Here is a 16,702-nt window from a genome sequence, read left to right on the forward strand (position 1 = left end):
GCCGCAATGTGCGGCTCAATCGGGACGAGAAGACTGCCGGTGACTTATGCGCAGAGCGTGAGCTCGAAAGTGGCGTCGTCATTGCAGGGCTGGGGCTTGCTGCCATGGGCCAGCTTGAGCAGGCGCACCGACACCAGCAGGCGGTTGCCGCTGATCTCCGGCACCAGATTCAGATGTGGGTCTATGCGCAGGCGCAGCAGCTGGAAGCTGCGGCCAGCCGGCATGGCCTGCTGGAACACGCCTTGCTCGGCCACCACGCGCTGGGGAATGCCGGTTTCGCGCAGCAGCTGCAGGATCAGCTCAAGCGCCTGACCCAGCGGGGTCAGCTCGCCGGCCCAGTCTTCGAGATCGCGCTGGCGGTAGCGCGGATCGAGATTCTGCCAGGCGTGATAGGCCGGCAGGTCAAAGCTGCAGGTGCCGCCGGGTATGCCCACACGGCTGCGTATGGACATCAGCCATTCGTTCTCGGTCAGCGCCTGGCCGGTTTTGCCGGTCTGTGCATTGATGGTGGCAAAGCAGCTCTCCACCTGGCGCGCCACCTGGTGCAGCATGTGCTGGGAAATATCGGGGTTGTCGCGCAACACGTCCAGCAGGTGCTTCTGGCGCTCCAGATCCTTGATGACGTCGGCCCGCAGATCGCTGCGCGAGGCCACATCCATGATCTCGAAGATGGTGATCAGGGCGAAATGATGATCGACCGAATGCGCGCGGGTCAGCAGCTCGCGCAGACGGCGATACAGCTGCTCAAGGCGCAGATAAGTTCTCAGACGCTCGTTAAAAGGATATTCGTACAGGATCACGTTTGCTGGGCTCCTCGGGGTGCACAGGAATCAGCGGTCAACGTGCACATGCGGCGATCACACGCACAGGCCAAGCCATGGCTTGCATCATAGCCCGAACCATGCAGCGATTTGATCGGTATATGCGTGGAGAGTTTCGATTGTGACCTCGTCATCGTTATAGATGACCCAGTCGGCCGTGGCCAGACGCTGGGCGCGCGTGGCCTGGGCGTCGATGATGGCCTGCACGGCCTCGCGAGTGAGAGCGCTGCGCGCCATGACGCGCTCTGTCTGCGTGCTCTCGCGGCAGTCCACGACCAGCACGCCATCCAGGCGTGTTCGCCAGTGTCCGGACTCGACCAGCAGCGGAATGTCGTGCACGATGAGCTTGCTGCCTGCAACTACGGCCGCTTCATGCTGCCGGCGGGTCTGCTCGGCGATCAGGGGGTGGAGAATGGCTTCCAGGCGTTGCCGCGCGGACGGATCGGCGAAGACCAGCTCGCGCATGCGGGCGCGGTCGAGGGCGCCCTGTGCGTCGATCAGGTCGACACCAAAAGCCTGAGCGATGAGGGGCAGGGCCATGCCGCCGCTTGCCGTCAGGCTGCGCGAGATATGGTCGGCATCGATCAGCGTTGCGCCGCATGCCTGCAGCCTGGCTGCAACCGTGCTTTTGCCGCTGCCGATGCCGCCCGTCAGCCCCAGTCTGAATGGTGAGCGCTCAGGTGCGACTTTCATGGACTACAGGCCTGCAAAGCTGAGCACCGCCTGCGGGCCCCAGATCAGGCTGACGAAACCGCCGCCGGCGAGAAAGGGGCCGAAGGGTACATAGCCGCCTTCTCGCAGCTTGCTGTTGATCTTGAGTGCAATGCCGATGACGGCGCCCACGACCGAAGCCATGAGAATGATGGGTACCAGTGCCTGCCAACCAAACCAGGCACCGAGTGCGGCAAACAGCTTGAAGTCGCCGTAGCCCATGCCTTCCTTGCCTGTTGCCAGCTTGAAGGCCCAGAAGATCAGCCATAGCGACATATAGCCTGCGACGGCGCCCCACAGCGATTGTTGCAGAGGCACGCTGGTCCATTGCAGGGCGGAGGCGATCAGGCCGGCCCAGAGCAGGGGCAGAGTGATGGAGTCCGGCAAGAACGTGGTGTCCCAGTCTATCAAGGCGAGCGCCAGCAGCGCCGCGCTGAAGCCGCACCAGGCAAAGCCGGTGGCGCTCAGGCCGTCGCGGCCCAGACAGAAGGCAAACAAAGCGGCGCAGACCAGTTCCACCAGGGGATAGCGCAGACTGATGGGCTTTTTGCACTGGGCGCAGCGTCCGCGCAGAAACAGATAGCTCAGCACGGGAATGTTCTCGTACCAGGCGATTTGATGGCCGCAATGCGGGCAGCGCGAACGAGGCTGGCTCAGCGTGATGGCAGGCTTGGCCGGCGGCAGCTCGATTCTGGCGCCCTGGTCCTTCTCCTTCTGTTCCTCGGCCCATTGCACGCCTTCGGCATGCCATTGCTGCTCCATCATCAGCGGCAGGCGGTGGATCACCACATTCAGAAAGCTGCCGATCAGCAAGCCCAGCACGCCGCCGGCAGCGGCATTCAACACCAGTTCGGAAATCATCAGACCACTTGACCCAGCTTGAAGATAGGCAGATACATGGACACCACGATGCCGCCGATCAAGGTACCCAGGAAGACGATGATGATGGGCTCCATCAGGCTGGAAAGACCCGCCACCATTTCGTCCACTTCGCTTTCATAGAAGTCGGCGGCCTTGCCCAGCATATGGTCGATGGCGCCCGATTCCTCGCCGATGGCGCACATCTGCAGCACCATGGAAGGGAAGATATTGGCATTGGCCATGGCCACGGTCAGGCTGGTGCCCGTGGAGACTTCCGACTGGATCCTGTCGGTGGCGTTTCTGTAGAGGTAATTGCCCGAGGCGCCGCCCACGGAGTCCAGCGCCTCGACCAGCGGCACGCCGGCTGCAAACATGGTGGACAGCGTACGTGTCCAGCGGGCCACGCAGGACTTCTCGATCAGCACGCCGAAGACGGGTAGCTTGAGCATGGTGCGGTCCATGAACTGCTGCACGCGCTCGTTGCGCTTCCAGGCTTGCATGAAGAAATAGATGCCGCCGCCCAGCACGCCAAAGATCAGCCACCAGTACTGGACAAAGTAATCGCTGATGCCCATCACCAGCAGCGTGGGCGCGGGCAGGTCGGCGCCAAAGGAGGTGAAGACCTCCTTGAAGGCCGGAATCACGAAGATCATGATCACGGTCACCACGACGAAAGCCACGATCATGACCGAGGTGGGGTACATCAGCGCCGACTTGATCTTGGACTTGATGGCTTCCGTCTTTTCCATGTAGGTGGCAAGACGGTCCAGCAGCGATTCCAGAATACCGGCGGCCTCGCCGGCCTCCACCAAGTTGCAGTAGAGGCTGTTGAAATAGAGCGGAAACTTGCGAAAGGCGGCGCTCAGCGAGGTGCCGGTTTCCACATCGGAGCGGATGTCGTTGAGCAGCTTGGTGACGTTGGGATTGGTGTTGCCACGGCCCACGATGTCGAAAGACTGCAGCAGCGGCACGCCGGCCTTCATCATGGTGGCCAGCTGGCGCGTGAACAGTGCAATGTCCTTGGGCTTGATCTTCTTGCCGCCGCGGGTCTTGCGCTTCTTGATCTTGGACGGCGTCACACCCTGGCGGCGCAGCATGGCCTGGATCTGGTTTTCTCCGCCGGCACGAGTCTCGCCGCGAACGATCTTGCCGTTGCGATCCTTGCCTTCCCACTCGAAGAGAAATTCCTTGATTCCCTTGGACGCTGCGCTTGCCATGGCCTTCCCTCACTAATACTGGTTTTATTCGTTGGTGACCGCCAGCACTTCTTCGAGTGAGGTCAGACCCAGCTTGACTTTATGCAGGCCCGAGTCGCGCAGAGAGCGTACTCCTTCGGCCTTGGCCTGTGCGGCAATCTCCAGGGCGCTGCCGTCACGCAAGATGATGCGTTGAATTTCTTCGCTGATGGGCATCACCTGATAAATACCGACACGTCCCTTGTAGCCATTGTTGCAGGCCGGGCAGCCGACAGGCTTGTAGCTGACCCAGCTGCCGTTGAGTTCGGCTTCATCGTAGCCCGCCTCGATCAGGGCGTCGCGCGGTATGTCGGCAGGCTCCTTGCACTGCGCGCACAGGCGTCGAGCCAGACGCTGGGCGGTGATCAAAATCACGCTGGAGGCAATATTGAAAGGGGCGATGCCCATATTGCGCATGCGCGTCAGCGTGGTCGGAGCGTCATTGGTGTGCAGCGTGGACAGCACCAGGTGCCCGGTCTGGGCGGCCTTGATCGAGATGTCGGCGGTTTCCAGGTCGCGGATTTCGCCGACCATGATGATGTCCGGGTCCTGGCGCAGAAAGGATTTGAGCGCAGCGGCAAAGGTCAGGCCGGCCTTCTCGTTCACATTGACCTGGTTGACGCCGGGCATGTTGATTTCGGAGGGGTCTTCGGCGGTGGCAATGTTCACGCCCGGCTGGTTGAGCAGGTTCAGGCAGGTGTAGAGCGACACGGTCTTGCCCGAGCCCGTGGGGCCGGTGACCAGAATCATGCCGTAGGGGCGGTTGATGGCCTTGAGCAGGCGCTCTTTTTCCTCGGGCTCGTAGCCCAGGGCGTCGATGCCCATCTTGGCCGAGCTTGGGTCCAGGATACGGATCACGATCTTCTCGCCAAACAGCGTGGGCAAGGTGCTGACACGAAAGTCGATGACGCGGTCGGGGCCGACCTTGAGCTTCATGCGGCCGTCCTGCGGAACGCGTTTCTCCGAGATGTCCAGGCGCGAGATCACCTTGATGCGCGAGGCCAGCTTGTCCTTGATCGCGATAGGAGGAGAGGCTATCTCGCGCAGCTCGCCGTCGATGCGAAAGCGCACGCGGTAATTGTGTTCGTAGGGCTCGAAATGCAGGTCGGATGCGCGCATATTGAAGGCGTCCAGCAGCATCTTGTGCAGAAACTTGACGACCGGCGCATCCTCGACCTCGGCGCCGATGGCATTGTCTTTTTCCTCGGGGGCATCCTCGATCTTGACGTCGTCAAAGTCAAAGTCCCCGGAACTGGAATAGGAGTCCAGTGATTCGCTGGCGCTCTTGCCGGTCTGCTCGACGAGCTTTTGCAGCTTGTCGGCCTCGACAACCACCCAGTCCACCAGCAACTGGGTCGTGAATTTGATCTGTTCGGCAGCTTCCTGCTGAGTGGGGTCTGCCGTGGCAATGGTGAGGCGGTTGCCGCGCTTGCCGAGTGCCAGCACGCGATAGGCGTTGCTGATTTTCGGGTCCAGCAGTTCGCGCGGAAGTTGCTGGACGTCGATGGCGTTGAGGTCCAGCAGCGGAGTGCTGAACATCATGGAAATGGTTTCGGCAATTTCCAGCGCGCTGATTTCGCCAGACTGGCTGAGCTCGGTAATGAACGGGGTCTTGCCTGTGGCGGCTTTCTTGGCTGCGTTCTCGGCGGCTTGCTGCGAAACCTTTCCTGCAGAAATCAGGGCTCTGCCTATACCAGGGATGGCAATGGGCGCAGGGGCGTTCTTTTGCAGATTGTCGGCAGCAGCCATGTATCCAAGTCTGGGAGAGGTGGGAGAGGACCTATCCTACCATTCTTGTTGTGACAAACGGCAGGTCGCCAGAGGCGCATGCATGCGCCAATGCCGCGTCATTGAACATGGCGCAAGAAACTGCGACAAAAAATGAGATTGGTCGGGGTGAGAGGATTCGAACCTCCGGCCTCTACGTCCCGAACGTAGCGCTCTACCAGGCTAAGCTACACCCCGCAGGCTTTGTTTGTCGAGCACCTCGATGCACCTGGCGATTCAGGTGCGGCGCTCCAAAAGCTGAGAGGCCAATTGTAGCAAACTTGCGGTGTATGGATTGCTTGGCAGCGAGGCCAGTGCATCAATGGCGCGCTGGGCTTCCGCGTGCGCGGCGGCTCGGGCGACGTCCAGAGCGCCGGTGCTGCGCACGATTTCCACCACGGCATCCAGTTGATCCGTAGAGCCTTGCTCGATGGCGTTGCGCACGATGGCGGCCTGCTCGGCGCTGCCGCGCTGCATGGCGGCGATCAGGGGCAGGGTGCATTTGCCTTCGCGCAGGTCATCGCCCAGGTTCTTGCCCATTTCCTGAGTGTTGCCGGTGTAGTCCAGCACGTCGTCAATGATCTGGAATGCCGTTCCAAGTGCCTGCCCATAGGCGGCACAGGCCTGCTCCACTTCGGGCGTGGCACCCGCCAGCACGGCTGCCAGCTGTGCGCTGGCCTCGAAGAGCTGGGCGGTCTTGGAGCGGATGACGTGCAGATAGCCGGCCTCATTCAGCGAGGCATCATGAGTATTGATGAGCTGCTGGACTTCGCCTTCCGCGATCACGTTGGTGGCGTCGGACAGGATTTGCAGCACGCGCATGCTGCCCACTTCCACCATCATTTGGAAGGAGCGGGTATGCAGAAAGTCTCCGACCAGAACGCTGGCAGGGTTGCCAAAGGTCTCGTTGGCCGTGGCCCTGCCACGACGCAGCGTGGATTCGTCCACCACATCGTCGTGCAGCAGGGTTGCGGTATGAATCAGCTCCACCACGGCGGCCAGGATGTACTTGCTCTTGGCCTGGTGGCCAAGGGCTCCGGCGATCAGCAGCAGCAGCGCCGGGCGCAGGCGCTTGCCGCCGGCGGCAATGATGTATTGGGAGATCTGTGCGATCAGGGGGACGCTGGTTGTCAGTCGCTGAGCAATGACGATATCCACTTCGCGCATGTCATCTGCGATCAAGGCAAGCGGATTGGATGTGGAAATTTCTGTAGTCAAGGTGATGAACCGCCAAGTGGACTTACGATTATAGGAAGATGCAACAGGGTTTTGCGTGGTGCCCTCAGAGCCCGTTCAAGTGAACAGAGGCTTTGCGGGCGGTCTGTGGCATTGCGGTCGCTTGCAAGGAGCAAGCCTTGCCGCGAGCCTGCGCCTGGCATTCCATTTCGCGCGGGCTCCGTCGCGGCGTACGGAGATCCCAAAGCGCTTCCTGGGGGTATGAGAGCAGAAAAAATGCATGCGTGCTAGAATTGCCGGCTCCGTGGAAATCATTTCATGGAACTCTCAGACTTTAGAGGTTTTCAATGTACGCAGTCATAAAAACCGGCGGCAAGCAGTATCGCGTTGCAGCTGGCGAAAAGATCAAGGTAGAACAGATTGCTGCGGACGTAGGCCAGGAAATCGTGATCGACCAAGTTTTGGCCGTCGGCAACGGCGCTGAAATCAAGGTTGGTGCTCCCCTGGTGTCCGGTGCATCTGTAAAGGCAACTGTGGTTGCTCACGGCAAGCACGACAAGGTGCACATCTTCAAGATGCGCCGTCGTAAGCACTATCAAAAGCGCCAAGGCCATCGTCAGCAGTTCACCGAACTGCAAATCGTGGCAATCGCTGCTTAATTTTAGGAGCTAAGTCATGGCACAGAAAAAAGGCGGCGGCTCTACGCGTAACGGACGTGATTCCAAGCCAAAAATGCTGGGCGTGAAGGCCTTTGGTGGCGAGCTGGTGACAGCTGGTTCCATCATCGTGCGTCAGCGCGGCACCAAGTTCCACCCCGGTGAGAACGTTGGCGTGGGCAAGGATCACACCCTGTTTGCACTGGTTGACGGCCACGTGTCGTTCGGTGTGAAGGGCGCTCTGTCCAAGCAAACAGTCAACATCACGGCTGCATAAGTCGTCTTTGACTCAAACAAAGCCCCGACTTGTCGGGGCTTTGTTGTTTGAAAAGGCTCCAGGCAGCAGATTTCTGGCAGATGGGGCATGGTAATAGACCACTCAGGTGTGGCCCGGAGCTTCTGGTGCACACTGATTTTGTAGACTGGATGCCTCATGAAGTTCGTTGACGAAGCTTTTATCGACATTGCCGCCGGTGACGGCGGCAATGGTTGCGTGTCTTTCCGGCACGAAAAATACAAGGAATTTGGCGGCCCCGACGGTGGCGACGGCGGCCGTGGCGGTCATGTGTACGCCGTCGCCGATGTGAACCTGAACACGCTGGTGGATTACCGCTATTCGCGTCGCCACGAGGCCAAGCGTGGCCAGCACGGCATGGGTTCCGACATGTTCGGCGCCGCCGGTGACGACATCACGCTGAACATGCCCGTGGGCACCATCATCAGCGATGCGGATACCGGCGAGGTGCTGTTCGAGCTGCTCGAGCCCGGCCAGGTCATCACCATCGCCAAGGGCGGTGACGGCGGTTTCGGCAATCTGCGTTTCAAGAGCGCCATCAACCGGGCGCCGCGCCAGAAGACTCCCGGCTATCCCGGCGAGCGCCGCAACCTGAAGCTGGAGCTCAAGGTGCTGGCCGATGTGGGCCTGCTGGGCATGCCCAATGCCGGCAAGTCCACCTTCATCACGGCCGTCTCCAACGCCCGCCCCAAGATTGCCGACTACCCCTTCACCACCTTGCATCCCAATCTGGGCGTGGTGCGCGTGGCCGCCGAGCAGAGCTTTGTGGTGGCTGACATCCCGGGCCTGATCGAAGGAGCTTCCGAAGGTGCTGGCCTGGGTCACCAGTTCCTGCGCCACCTGCAGCGCACGCGTCTGTTGCTGCATATCGTGGACATTGCACCGTTCGATGAAGGCGTGGACCCGGTCGAGCAGGCCAGGGCCATCGTGGCCGAGCTCAAGAAGTACGACGCCGAGCTCTACGACAAGCCGCGCTGGCTGGTGCTCAACAAGCTGGACATGGTTCCCGAGGAAGAGCGTGCCGCCAAGGTCAAGGACTTCGTCAAGCGCTTCAAGTGGAAGGGCCCGGTCTTCGAGATCTCGGCGCTGACCCGTGAGGGCTGCGAGCCGCTGATCCGCAAGATCTTCGAGCATGTGCACAACCAGCAACTGGCGGAGCAGGCGCCCAAGGAAGTCGATCCTCGTTTTGCGGGAGGTGAGGATTCTGGTCTGGATATGACCGATCCGCGTTTCGCCTCTTACGATCCGGAATAAGCTAGAGGGTATAACCCAGCAGCGCACTTGGTGCGCTGTTTTGCTTTGAATTTAATAGCTCCTTGCGCTTTTTCCATAAGCGTTAGAGGCTTAAAACACTGTAAATTCTCATGTCTTCCAATGTGCTGCGTGATGCCCGTCGCATCGTCGTCAAAGTCGGCTCCAGCCTGGTTACGAATGAAGGTCGTGGTCTGGATGAGGCCGCCATTGAAGAGTGGAGCCGCCAGCTGGCGGCATTGGTGAATGGTGAAGATGGCGTCAAGCGCGAAGTCATCATGGTCTCCAGCGGCGCCATTGCCGAAGGCATGAAGCGACTGGGCTGGGCCACGCGTCCGACCGAGGTGCATGAGTTGCAGGCCGCTGCTGCCGTCGGTCAGATGGGGCTGGCCCAGATGTACGAGACCAAGCTGCGCGGCGAAGGCGTACCCAGTGCCCAGGTGCTGCTGACCCATGCGGATCTGGCCGATCGCGAGCGCTATCTGAACGCCCGCACCACGCTGCTGACGCTGCTGCAATTGGGCGTGGTGCCCGTCATCAACGAGAACGACACGGTGGTGATCGACGAGATCCGTTTCGGCGACAACGACACCCTGGGCGCGCTGGTGGCCAATCTGGTCGAGGCTGATGCACTGGTCATCCTGACCGATCAGCGCGGCCTCTACAGCGCCGATCCGCGCAAGAACCCCGATGCCAGGTTCATCGACGTTGCCGAAGCCGGCAACCCCGAGCTGGAAGCCATGGCCGGTGGTGCGGGCCTGTCCATCGGTACGGGTGGCATGATCACCAAGATCCTGGCGGCCAAGCGTGCGGCGGGCTCCGGTGCTTCCACCGTGATCGCCTGGGGACGTGAGAAAGACGTGCTGCTGCGTCTGACGCGTGGCGAGTCCATTGGCACGCTGCTGGTTGCCAACACGCACAAGATGCAGGCGCGCAAGCAGTGGATTGCCGATCATCTGCAGCTGCGTGGTTCGGTGACCGTGGATGCGGGTGCCGTCTCCAAGCTGCGTGATGAAGGCAAGAGCCTGCTGCCCATAGGCATGATCACCGTGGAGGGCGATTTCTCGCGCGGCGAAGTGATTGCCGTGCGTGATGAGAACGGTGCCGAGATCGCCCGTGGTCTGGCCAGCTATGCCAGTGCCGAAGCGCGGCTGCTGTGTCGCAAGAGCTCCTCGGAGATTGAATCGCTGCTGGGCTACTCGGCCGGTCCCGAAATGATGCACCGCGACAATATGGTGGTTGCCGGACACTGAGTACCGGCTGTCACCAAAAAAAGCCGTAATGCTGTGAGGCATTACGGCTTTGCTCATTGCAGAGGCTTGTGATCGGGCGGATTGTCTATGCCGGTCTGCGGGTCGGGGTCAAAACTGGCACCAGGCGGCAGCTCTATGCCGGGGTTGATGCGAAAGCTCCCTGTGCGGGCAGGGTACATGACCTGATGGTGCTGCCCAGGATGGGGAGTGCCGCCGGCGCTCTGGCCTGCCTCTTGATCGCGTGGTCGCATGCCGCTGCGCAGATAGCGGTTGCGCTGCTGCTCGCCGCGCGGCAGAAAGCGCGCCAGCTCGGTCAGCGCCATTTCATAGACGCCGCGTTTGAATTCGACCACCACATCCAGAGGAACCCAGTAGTCATTCCAGCGCCAGGCATCGAACTCAGGGTGGTCGGTGGCACGCAGGTTCAAGTCCCAGTCATGCCCGACCAGTTGAAGCAAAAACCATATCTGCTTCTGGCCTTTGTAATGCCCGCGCGCGTCGCGGCGGATGTACCTGTCTGGCACCTCGTAGCGCAACCAGTCCCTGGTGCGGGCAACCACGCGAACGTGATTGGGCTTCAGCCCCACTTCCTCGTGCAGCTCGCGGAACATGGCTTGCTCGGGTGTCTCACCCCGATCAATGCCACCTTGCGGAAACTGCCAGCTGTGGGTGCGAATGCGTTTTCCCCAGAACACCTGGTTTCTTTGGTTGAGCAGGATGATGCCGACGTTCGGGCGAAATCCGTCCCGGTCAAGCATAATCAAACCCCAAATTTTTGAATTGTGTTCATTATGCATGGCCCCTTGTGATCGACAAGCGGGCCATGCCTATTTCCACTGAATTGCCAGTTCCATGAAAGCCTCCCAATTTCTCATCTCCACCCTGAAAGAAGCTCCGGCCGACGCCGAAGTGGTCAGCCACAAGCTCATGATGCGGGCTGGCATGATCAAAAAGCTGGGTGCTGGCATTTACAACTACATGCCCATGGGCCTGCGCGTGATCCGCAAGGTCGAGGCCATCGTGCGCGAGGAAATGAACCGTGCCGGCGCCATCGAAACCACCATGCCCGTGGTGCAGCCTGCCGAGCTGTGGCAGGAAACCGGCCGTTTCGAGAAGATGGGCCCCGAGCTGCTGCGCATCCAGGATCGTCATGGCCGCGACTTCGTGATCCAGCCTACGTCCGAAGAGGTGGTCACCGATATCGCGCGCCAGGAGTTCAAGAGCTACAAGCAGCTGCCCAAGAACCTCTACCAGATCCAGACCAAGTTCCGCGACGAGCGCCGTCCGCGCTTCGGCCTGATGCGCGGTCGCGAGTTCATCATGAAGGACGCCTATTCCTTCGACAAGGATCGCGATGCGGCCCAGATCAGCTACCAGACCATGCGCGAAGCCTACAAGCGCATCTTCGACCGCTTCGGCCTGCAGTACCGCGCCGTGCGTGCCGATTCGGGCGCCATCGGCGGCGATCTGAGCGAGGAGTTCCAGGTCATCGCTTCCACGGGCGAGGACGCCATCGTCTACTGTCCGAACAGCGACTACGCGGCCAATATCGAAAAGGCCGAGAGCCTGGCGCCCACCCAGGCCCGTCCTGCCGCAGCCCAGGCCATGCAAAAGGTCGCGACGCCCGGCAACAGCACCTGCGAAGCTGTGGCCGAGCAGCTGGGCCTGCCTCTGGCGCAGACCGTGAAGTCGCTGGTGCTGGCCACGGACGAGCTCGACGACAAGGGTCTGATCATCAAGTCGCAAGTGTGGCTGCTGCTGCTGCGCGGCGATCACGAGATGAATGAGATCAAGGTCGGCAAGGTCGAGGGCCTTGCGGGCTTCCGTTTCGCGACCGTGGGCGAGATCGAAGAGCATTTCGGTGCCAAGCCCGGCTATCTGGGCCCCATCGGCCTCAAGAAGCCCGTGAACATCGTGGTGGACCGCGATGTGGCCGTGATGGCCGACTGGGTCTGCGGTGCCAACGAGGAAGACTTCCACATCACCGGCGTGAACTTCGGTCGCGACCTGCCCGAGCCCGCCGTGGTGGCGGATCTGCGCAATGTGGTGGCTGGCGACCGCTCGCCCGACGGCGCGGGCGAGCTGGCGATCGAGCGCGGCATCGAGATCGGCCATGTGTTCTATCTGGGCACCAAGTACTCCAAGGCCATGGACGCCACGTTCCTGGGCGACAACGGCAAGCCGCAGCACTTCGAGATGGGCTGCTACGGCATTGGCGTGACCCGCCTGCCTGCCGCTGCCGTGGAGCAGAACCACGACGAGCGCGGCATGATCTGGCCCGATGCGATTGCGCCGTTCACCGTGGTGATCTGCCCCATCGGCATGGGTCGCAGCGAGGCCGTGAAGACCGAGGCCGAGAAGCTCTATGGCGAGCTGCTGGCACTTGGCGTGGATGTGATCCTGGACGACCGCGACGAGCGCCCCGGTGCCATGCTGGCCGACTGGGAGCTGATCGGCGTGCCCCACCGCGTGGTGCTGGGCGACCGTGGCCTGAAGGAAGGCGTGGTCGAGTACCAGCAGCGCCGTGACACAGAAGCCACAAAGCTGGCGACAAATGAGGTGCTGGGTCATCTCAAGAACCGCCTGGGCCTGTAAGCTGCTGTTTCAATGCCGGAAATCCTCCTCAGCCGCCGCTCCTGCCTGACTGCTGCAGCCTCGCTAGCCGTTCCATCGGCGGGCTGGCTGCTGCCGCACACCGCATGGGCGGGCGGTCAGCTGGAGGAGCCGCTGGCGGATTCGGTACGTACGGCCCTGAGTGCAGCGGTGGCCGGCTCTGGGGCTCCGCCCGAGCTGGAATTCACCTCCACAGAGGCGCGCATGAGCTATCTGCGCTGGCTGGTGGCTTGCAGCGACAAGCTGGCCAAGCGCAAGCCCGATCCTCAGGCACGGCGCGAGTTCCTGCAGACCGTCTGGTATGAGTCCAAGCGCGCGGGCCTTGATGTGTCCATGGTCATGGGCCTGATTCAGGTGGAGAGCGGCTATCGCAAATACGCCATCTCCAGCGTGGGTGCACGTGGCTATATGCAGATCATGCCGTTCTGGATGCGGCTGATCGGTGATGGCGATATCGGCAAGCTGTTCCATATGCAGACCAATCTGCGCTTCGGCTGCGTGATCCTGCGCCACTACATGGATCGCGAAAAGGGCGATGCCTATATGGCACTGGGCCGCTACAACGGCAGCCGGGGCCAGCCCCAGTATCCGAATGCCGTGTTCGGCGCGCAGCGGCGCTGGCTGGTGGAAGAGCCGCAGCCGGTCTGATACCGTGGCGATAGACAGAAAAAAGAGAGCGCCTGGCGCTCTCTTTTTATTGTTTTCAGCAATAAAGGAACCTGAAGTCCTTTGGGAATAAGCGCAAGAAGCTCTTGATTCAGGAGTGGCTGCTTTTGCTGGCCTGGGCCTGGGCAGCGCTGCCCTGTACCTTGGCCGCAGCGGCCGCCGAAGGTGCGGCAGATTCGGCCCCGGGCTCGGGCAGATGGGTCACCATGACCTGGTCGATGCGGTAGCTGTCCACGTCCAGCACTTCAAACTTGTAGCCGCCCCAGATCACCGCATCGGTGCGGCGTGGCACGCGGCGGAGCATGACCATCAGGAAGCCGCCCAGGGTTTCGTATTCATCGTCATGCGGCATATCGTCCAGCTGCAGCACGCGCATCACATCCTCGACGGGGGTGACGCCGTCGATCAGCCAGGAATGCTCGTCGCGGCGGATGATCTGCTCTTCCTCGTCAGAAGGGCTGACCAGATCGCCCATCACCGTGCTCATCACATCGTTCAGGGTGACGACACCGACGACGCGGCTGTACTCGTTGACGATGACGGCAAAGTCTTCGTGCACCATGCGGAACTGCTCCAGCACCTCTGCAAGACTCAGTCGGTCGGGCACGATGAGCACCTTGTGAATCAGCGACTCATCCTGCAGGGACAGAGGCTGGTTGTTGAGCGCGCGCTGGAACAGGTCCTTGGCGTCCACATAGCCGATCACATGGTCGATATCGCCGTCGCAGACCGGGTAGGTGGAGAAGGGCTCCTCGGCAATGCGGGCGCGAATGATGGCGTCGGCGTCATCCTTGAAGAAAAAGGCAATGCGCTCGCGCTGCGTCATGGCCGAGGCCACGATGCGCGAGTCCAGCTCGAACACGTTGGCAATCACCTGCTGTTCGCGGGCGGCCAGCACGCCGGCCTTGGTGCCCGCTTCGGTCATGGCCAGGATGTCGTCACTGGTGATGCGCTCGTCGCGCGTGGCAGGCAGGCCGAGCAGGCGAAACAGGGTGTCGGTCGCCAGGTTGTAGAACCAGATGATGGGCTTGAAGATCACCACAAACCAGCGCATGGGCGCGAGCACGCGCACCACATAGCGCTCGGGCTCGTTCATGCTGATGCGGCGCGGCAACAGGTCGGCCAGCAGGATGAAGGCCGAGGTGACTATGAAAAACGAGAGCAGGAAGCCGAGCGTCGTCGAGAGGCTGGGCGAGAACCAGATCGAGAAAAACTCGGTCAGCGCGGGGCTGAACGCCCCCTCACCAACGATGCCGCCGAGGATGGCGACGGCATTCTGTCCCACTTGCACCACGGTGAAATATTCGCCCGGCTGCTCCTGTACGCGCAGGGCATGCTCGGCTCCCTCATTGCCATCGTCGGCCATCTGGCGCAGGCGCAGGCGGCGGGAGGCGGCCAGAGAAATCTCCGCCACAGAGAAAAAGGCGCTGAGCAGAATCAGCAGAACAATCACCGCAAGGCTTTGGGACACACTCATAGGCAGGGCTGCTGCGGCACGTCGACGTGCCTGCGGCCGGTTATCAAGGAGTCTCTATTCGACCACATAAAGCCTGTGGCAGGCAGCTGTACTGGCTTCAGGGGTGAAGCGCGGCTGCCGAATGGGCCATGCGTGCCAGCGCATCGGCCTCGGTATTGCGGTGTCTGGGCACCCATTGCAGCACCAGCTCGTCAAAGCCCTGCATCTGTGCACGGGCGGCCTCGAACAGCTGGCTGAGCCGCGCAATCGGCCGTGCCGGCCTGGCCATGGGCGGGCCGAGCTGCTCCAGCAGCACCCGGGAGTCGGTGCGCACGGTCAGGCTGCGCGCGCCGAGATCGCGTGCCAGCGTCAGGGCCGCCATCAGGGCCCGCAGCTCGGCTTCGTTGTTGCAGCCGCTGCGGTGCAGATCCTGCGACAGCGTATGGCGACTGCCATCGGGCAGCTGCAGCAACACGCCCAGGCTCATGGGGCCGGGGTTGGGCAGGGCGCTGCCATCGACATGGATGCAGCAGTGATGGGCGGGCGCGGGCTTGGGGGGCGGCATGAAAAAAGCCACCGGGGGCCGGTGGCTTGCAGACAGCTTGAGCTTACTTGGCGGCCAGCACTTGCTGCAGCTCGCCCGATTCATACATCTCCATCATGATGTCCGAGCCGCCGATGAATTCGCCCTTGATGTAGAGCTGGGGGATGGTGGGCCACTGGCTGTAGTCCTTGATGCCCTGGCGGATTTCCTGGTCTTCCAGCACGTTCACGGTGGCGATGGACTTGGCATCCACACCGCAGGCCTTGAGGATCTGGATGGCACGGCCGGAGAAGCCGCACTGAGGGAAGCTGGCGTTGCCCTTCATGAACAGCAGGATGTCGTTGTTCTTGACCAGGTCGTCGATGCGTTGTTGAGTGTTGCTCATAGTGGGCTCCGGATTTTGGAAATGGCGGTACCAGCCGCGATGTCTGCAATTATTTCACCGACCGCAAGCAATGCGATGCTGTGAGGAAATCTTGCTGTCTGGATATTTGGGGGCTCAGTTCTGGAAATCAAGCCTTGTCAGGGCGGCAGCCGCCCGTGCAGCGCGCAATGCCGGCCAGGTCGTGGCGGTGCTGGACCTGCCCGAAGCCCGCAGCCCGCATCAGCTGCGCCACGTCTTCGGCCTGATCCCAGCCATGCTCGAAAAGCAGCCAGCCGCCGGCCTTCAGGTGTGCCGGGGCCTGGTCGATGATGCTGCGTATGTCCTCCAGCCCATCCGCGCCGCTGGCCAGGGCCGACAGTGGCTCGTGGGTCAGTGCCGCCAGGTGCGGGTCGTCGGCGCGGATATAGGGCGGATTGCTGACGATCAGATCGACAGGTTCCTGCCCGTTCAAGGGCTCCAGCCAGCTGCCGTGGGCAAACTGCACGGGCAGTTGGAGCCGGGCGGCGTTGCTGCGGGCCACGGCCAGGGCATCGGCGCTGGCGTCCACGGCAATGACCCGGGCTGCGGGGCGCTGGCTTTGCAGGGCCAGGGCAATGGCTCCGCTGCCGGTGCCCAGGTCTACGACGCTGACCGGCTGCCCTTCGGGCATGAGCTCCAGCGCCCAGTCCACCAGGGTTTCGGTATCGGGGCGCGGGTCCAGCACCCTGCTGTCCACCGCCAGATCCAGGCCGTAGAACTCCTTGCTTCCGGTCAGGTAGGCGACAGGCGTGCCTTGCTGGCGCAGGGCGCATAGCTGGCCCCAGCGGGCCTGCTGCTCGGCGTCCAGCATATCGCCGTCATGGGTGATGAGCCAGGCGCGGGCATGCGCTGGCTGCTGCATCAGGTGCAGCAGCAGCATCTGGGCGTCGACACGCGCCAGGCCTTGGCTGGCGGCTTGCTGCAGGGCCTGGGCAACGGAGAAAGAGGGGGGCGAGAATTCGGTCATGGCTTGGCCGGAGGCGATCTTCTTCGG

At 61.8% G+C, this 16,702-nt stretch carries 17 protein-coding genes and 1 tRNA gene; 6 read left to right on the forward strand and 12 right to left on the reverse strand.

The window, feature by feature from the left end; all coding sequences use genetic code 11:
- Window positions 1-44: 44 nt before the first annotated feature.
- The 7 genes from zapD to NOX35_RS04585 form a co-directional block, all read right to left on the reverse strand.
- A complete protein-coding gene (gene zapD / locus NOX35_RS04555) occupies window positions 45-800 on the reverse strand; it encodes a cell division protein ZapD (protein WP_046461085.1) in 756 nt (251 codons plus the stop codon).
- Window positions 801-887: 87 nt separating this feature from the next.
- Complete coding sequence (coaE, locus tag NOX35_RS04560; RefSeq protein ID WP_182285738.1) at window positions 888-1,514, reverse strand: dephospho-CoA kinase; 627 nt, start codon at window positions 1,512-1,514, stop codon at window positions 888-890.
- A 3-nt stretch (window positions 1,515-1,517) separates the two neighbouring features.
- Complete coding sequence (locus NOX35_RS04565) at window positions 1,518-2,393, reverse strand: A24 family peptidase (protein WP_256495879.1); 876 nt, start codon at window positions 2,391-2,393, stop codon at window positions 1,518-1,520.
- Window positions 2,393-3,610 carry a type II secretion system F family protein gene (locus tag NOX35_RS04570; protein ID WP_182285740.1) on the reverse strand — a complete coding sequence of 406 codons (1,218 nt, stop codon included), beginning with the start codon at window positions 3,608-3,610 and terminating at the stop codon, window positions 2,393-2,395. Before NOX35_RS04570 ends, NOX35_RS04565 begins: the two co-directional genes overlap by 1 nt.
- A 24-nt stretch (window positions 3,611-3,634) precedes the next feature.
- On the reverse strand, window positions 3,635-5,377 hold the full coding sequence (gene pilB / locus NOX35_RS04575; protein WP_182285741.1) for a type IV-A pilus assembly ATPase PilB: 1,743 nt from the start codon (window positions 5,375-5,377) through the stop codon (window positions 3,635-3,637).
- Between the two features lie 139 nt (window positions 5,378-5,516).
- Window positions 5,517-5,593: transfer RNA gene (locus NOX35_RS04580), tRNA-Pro, on the reverse strand.
- Window positions 5,594-5,632: 39 nt separating this feature from the next.
- Complete coding sequence (locus NOX35_RS04585; RefSeq protein WP_182285742.1) at window positions 5,633-6,562, reverse strand: polyprenyl synthetase family protein; 930 nt, start codon at window positions 6,560-6,562, stop codon at window positions 5,633-5,635.
- 356 nt (window positions 6,563-6,918) lie between these two features.
- On the opposite strand from NOX35_RS04585, the gene rplU reads away from it, so the two are divergent.
- From rplU to proB, 4 genes are all read left to right on the forward strand, one after another.
- Window positions 6,919-7,230 (forward strand): 50S ribosomal protein L21, encoded by a 312-nt coding sequence (rplU, locus tag NOX35_RS04590; protein ID WP_003058536.1) that lies wholly within the window; start codon window positions 6,919-6,921, stop codon window positions 7,228-7,230.
- A gap of 16 nt (window positions 7,231-7,246) precedes the next feature.
- Entirely contained in the window at window positions 7,247-7,504 is a 258-nt protein-coding gene (gene rpmA, locus NOX35_RS04595; RefSeq protein ID WP_003058534.1) for a 50S ribosomal protein L27, read from the forward strand.
- Window positions 7,505-7,660: 156 nt separating this feature from the next.
- Entirely contained in the window at window positions 7,661-8,776 is a 1,116-nt protein-coding gene (gene cgtA / locus NOX35_RS04600; RefSeq protein WP_182285743.1) for an Obg family GTPase CgtA, read from the forward strand.
- Between the two features lie 110 nt (window positions 8,777-8,886).
- Complete coding sequence (proB, locus tag NOX35_RS04605) at window positions 8,887-10,026, forward strand: glutamate 5-kinase (RefSeq protein ID WP_034381631.1); 1,140 nt, start codon at window positions 8,887-8,889, stop codon at window positions 10,024-10,026.
- A 53-nt stretch (window positions 10,027-10,079) separates the two neighbouring features.
- On the opposite strand, the gene NOX35_RS04610 is transcribed toward proB, so the two are convergent.
- Window positions 10,080-10,784, reverse strand: a complete 705-nt coding sequence (locus tag NOX35_RS04610; RefSeq protein WP_182285744.1) for an RNA pyrophosphohydrolase — start codon at window positions 10,782-10,784, stop codon at window positions 10,080-10,082.
- Window positions 10,785-10,878: 94 nt separating this feature from the next.
- Here NOX35_RS04610 and NOX35_RS04615 point away from each other — a divergent pair, with 94 nt between their 5' ends.
- Window positions 10,879-12,621 (forward strand): proline--tRNA ligase, encoded by a 1,743-nt coding sequence (locus NOX35_RS04615; protein WP_256495881.1) that lies wholly within the window; start codon window positions 10,879-10,881, stop codon window positions 12,619-12,621.
- Between the two features lie 12 nt (window positions 12,622-12,633).
- Window positions 12,634-13,287 carry a lytic transglycosylase domain-containing protein gene (locus NOX35_RS04620; RefSeq protein ID WP_182285746.1) on the forward strand — a complete coding sequence of 218 codons (654 nt, stop codon included), beginning with the start codon at window positions 12,634-12,636 and terminating at the stop codon, window positions 13,285-13,287.
- A 109-nt stretch (window positions 13,288-13,396) separates the two neighbouring features.
- Here NOX35_RS04620 and NOX35_RS04625 read toward each other — a convergent pair whose 3' ends face one another.
- The 4 genes from NOX35_RS04625 to prmC form a co-directional block, all read right to left on the reverse strand.
- Window positions 13,397-14,782, reverse strand: coding sequence for a hemolysin family protein (locus NOX35_RS04625; protein WP_182285747.1), 1,386 nt, complete (start codon window positions 14,780-14,782; stop codon window positions 13,397-13,399).
- A 97-nt stretch (window positions 14,783-14,879) separates the two neighbouring features.
- On the reverse strand, window positions 14,880-15,338 hold the full coding sequence (locus NOX35_RS04630; RefSeq protein ID WP_182285748.1) for a ribonuclease HI family protein: 459 nt from the start codon (window positions 15,336-15,338) through the stop codon (window positions 14,880-14,882).
- 31 nt (window positions 15,339-15,369) lie between these two features.
- The gene (grxD, locus tag NOX35_RS04635) at window positions 15,370-15,690 is read right to left on the reverse strand and encodes a Grx4 family monothiol glutaredoxin (protein WP_003058519.1); all 321 of its coding nucleotides are present in this window, start codon (window positions 15,688-15,690) and stop codon (window positions 15,370-15,372) included.
- A 127-nt stretch (window positions 15,691-15,817) separates the two neighbouring features.
- Window positions 15,818-16,675, reverse strand: a complete 858-nt coding sequence (gene prmC, locus NOX35_RS04640) for a peptide chain release factor N(5)-glutamine methyltransferase (RefSeq protein WP_256495883.1) — start codon at window positions 16,673-16,675, stop codon at window positions 15,818-15,820.
- Between the last annotated feature and the right edge of the window lie 27 nt (window positions 16,676-16,702).

The organism is Comamonas sp. C11, from assembly GCF_024496285.1.
Lineage (GTDB): Bacteria > Pseudomonadota > Gammaproteobacteria > Burkholderiales > Burkholderiaceae_C > Comamonas > Comamonas testosteroni_F.

What these genes read in the sequence shown, in the direction of transcription:
- NOX35_RS04620 (WP_182285746.1), top strand. Translation starts at nt 12,634, where the DNA reads ATGCCGGAAATCCTCCTCAGCCGCCGCTCCTGCCTGACTGCTGCAGCC.
- grxD (WP_003058519.1), bottom strand. Translation starts at nt 15,690, where the DNA reads ATGAGCAACACTCAACAACGCATCGACGACCTGGTCAAGAACAACGAC.
- coaE (WP_182285738.1), bottom strand. Translation starts at nt 1,514, where the DNA reads ATGAAAGTCGCACCTGAGCGCTCACCATTCAGACTGGGGCTGACGGGC.
- cgtA (WP_182285743.1), top strand. Translation starts at nt 7,661, where the DNA reads ATGAAGTTCGTTGACGAAGCTTTTATCGACATTGCCGCCGGTGACGGC.
- NOX35_RS04570 (WP_182285740.1), bottom strand. Translation starts at nt 3,610, where the DNA reads ATGGCAAGCGCAGCGTCCAAGGGAATCAAGGAATTTCTCTTCGAGTGG.
- NOX35_RS04565 (WP_256495879.1), bottom strand. Translation starts at nt 2,393, where the DNA reads ATGATTTCCGAACTGGTGTTGAATGCCGCTGCCGGCGGCGTGCTGGGC.
- rpmA (WP_003058534.1), top strand. Translation starts at nt 7,247, where the DNA reads ATGGCACAGAAAAAAGGCGGCGGCTCTACGCGTAACGGACGTGATTCC.
- pilB (WP_182285741.1), bottom strand. Translation starts at nt 5,377, where the DNA reads ATGGCTGCTGCCGACAATCTGCAAAAGAACGCCCCTGCGCCCATTGCC.
- NOX35_RS04625 (WP_182285747.1), bottom strand. Translation starts at nt 14,782, where the DNA reads ATGAGTGTGTCCCAAAGCCTTGCGGTGATTGTTCTGCTGATTCTGCTC.
- rplU (WP_003058536.1), top strand. Translation starts at nt 6,919, where the DNA reads ATGTACGCAGTCATAAAAACCGGCGGCAAGCAGTATCGCGTTGCAGCT.
- NOX35_RS04585 (WP_182285742.1), bottom strand. Translation starts at nt 6,562, where the DNA reads ATGCGCGAAGTGGATATCGTCATTGCTCAGCGACTGACAACCAGCGTC.
- NOX35_RS04615 (WP_256495881.1), top strand. Translation starts at nt 10,879, where the DNA reads ATGAAAGCCTCCCAATTTCTCATCTCCACCCTGAAAGAAGCTCCGGCC.
- prmC (WP_256495883.1), bottom strand. Translation starts at nt 16,675, where the DNA reads ATGACCGAATTCTCGCCCCCCTCTTTCTCCGTTGCCCAGGCCCTGCAG.
- NOX35_RS04610 (WP_182285744.1), bottom strand. Translation starts at nt 10,784, where the DNA reads ATGCTTGACCGGGACGGATTTCGCCCGAACGTCGGCATCATCCTGCTC.
- proB (WP_034381631.1), top strand. Translation starts at nt 8,887, where the DNA reads ATGTCTTCCAATGTGCTGCGTGATGCCCGTCGCATCGTCGTCAAAGTC.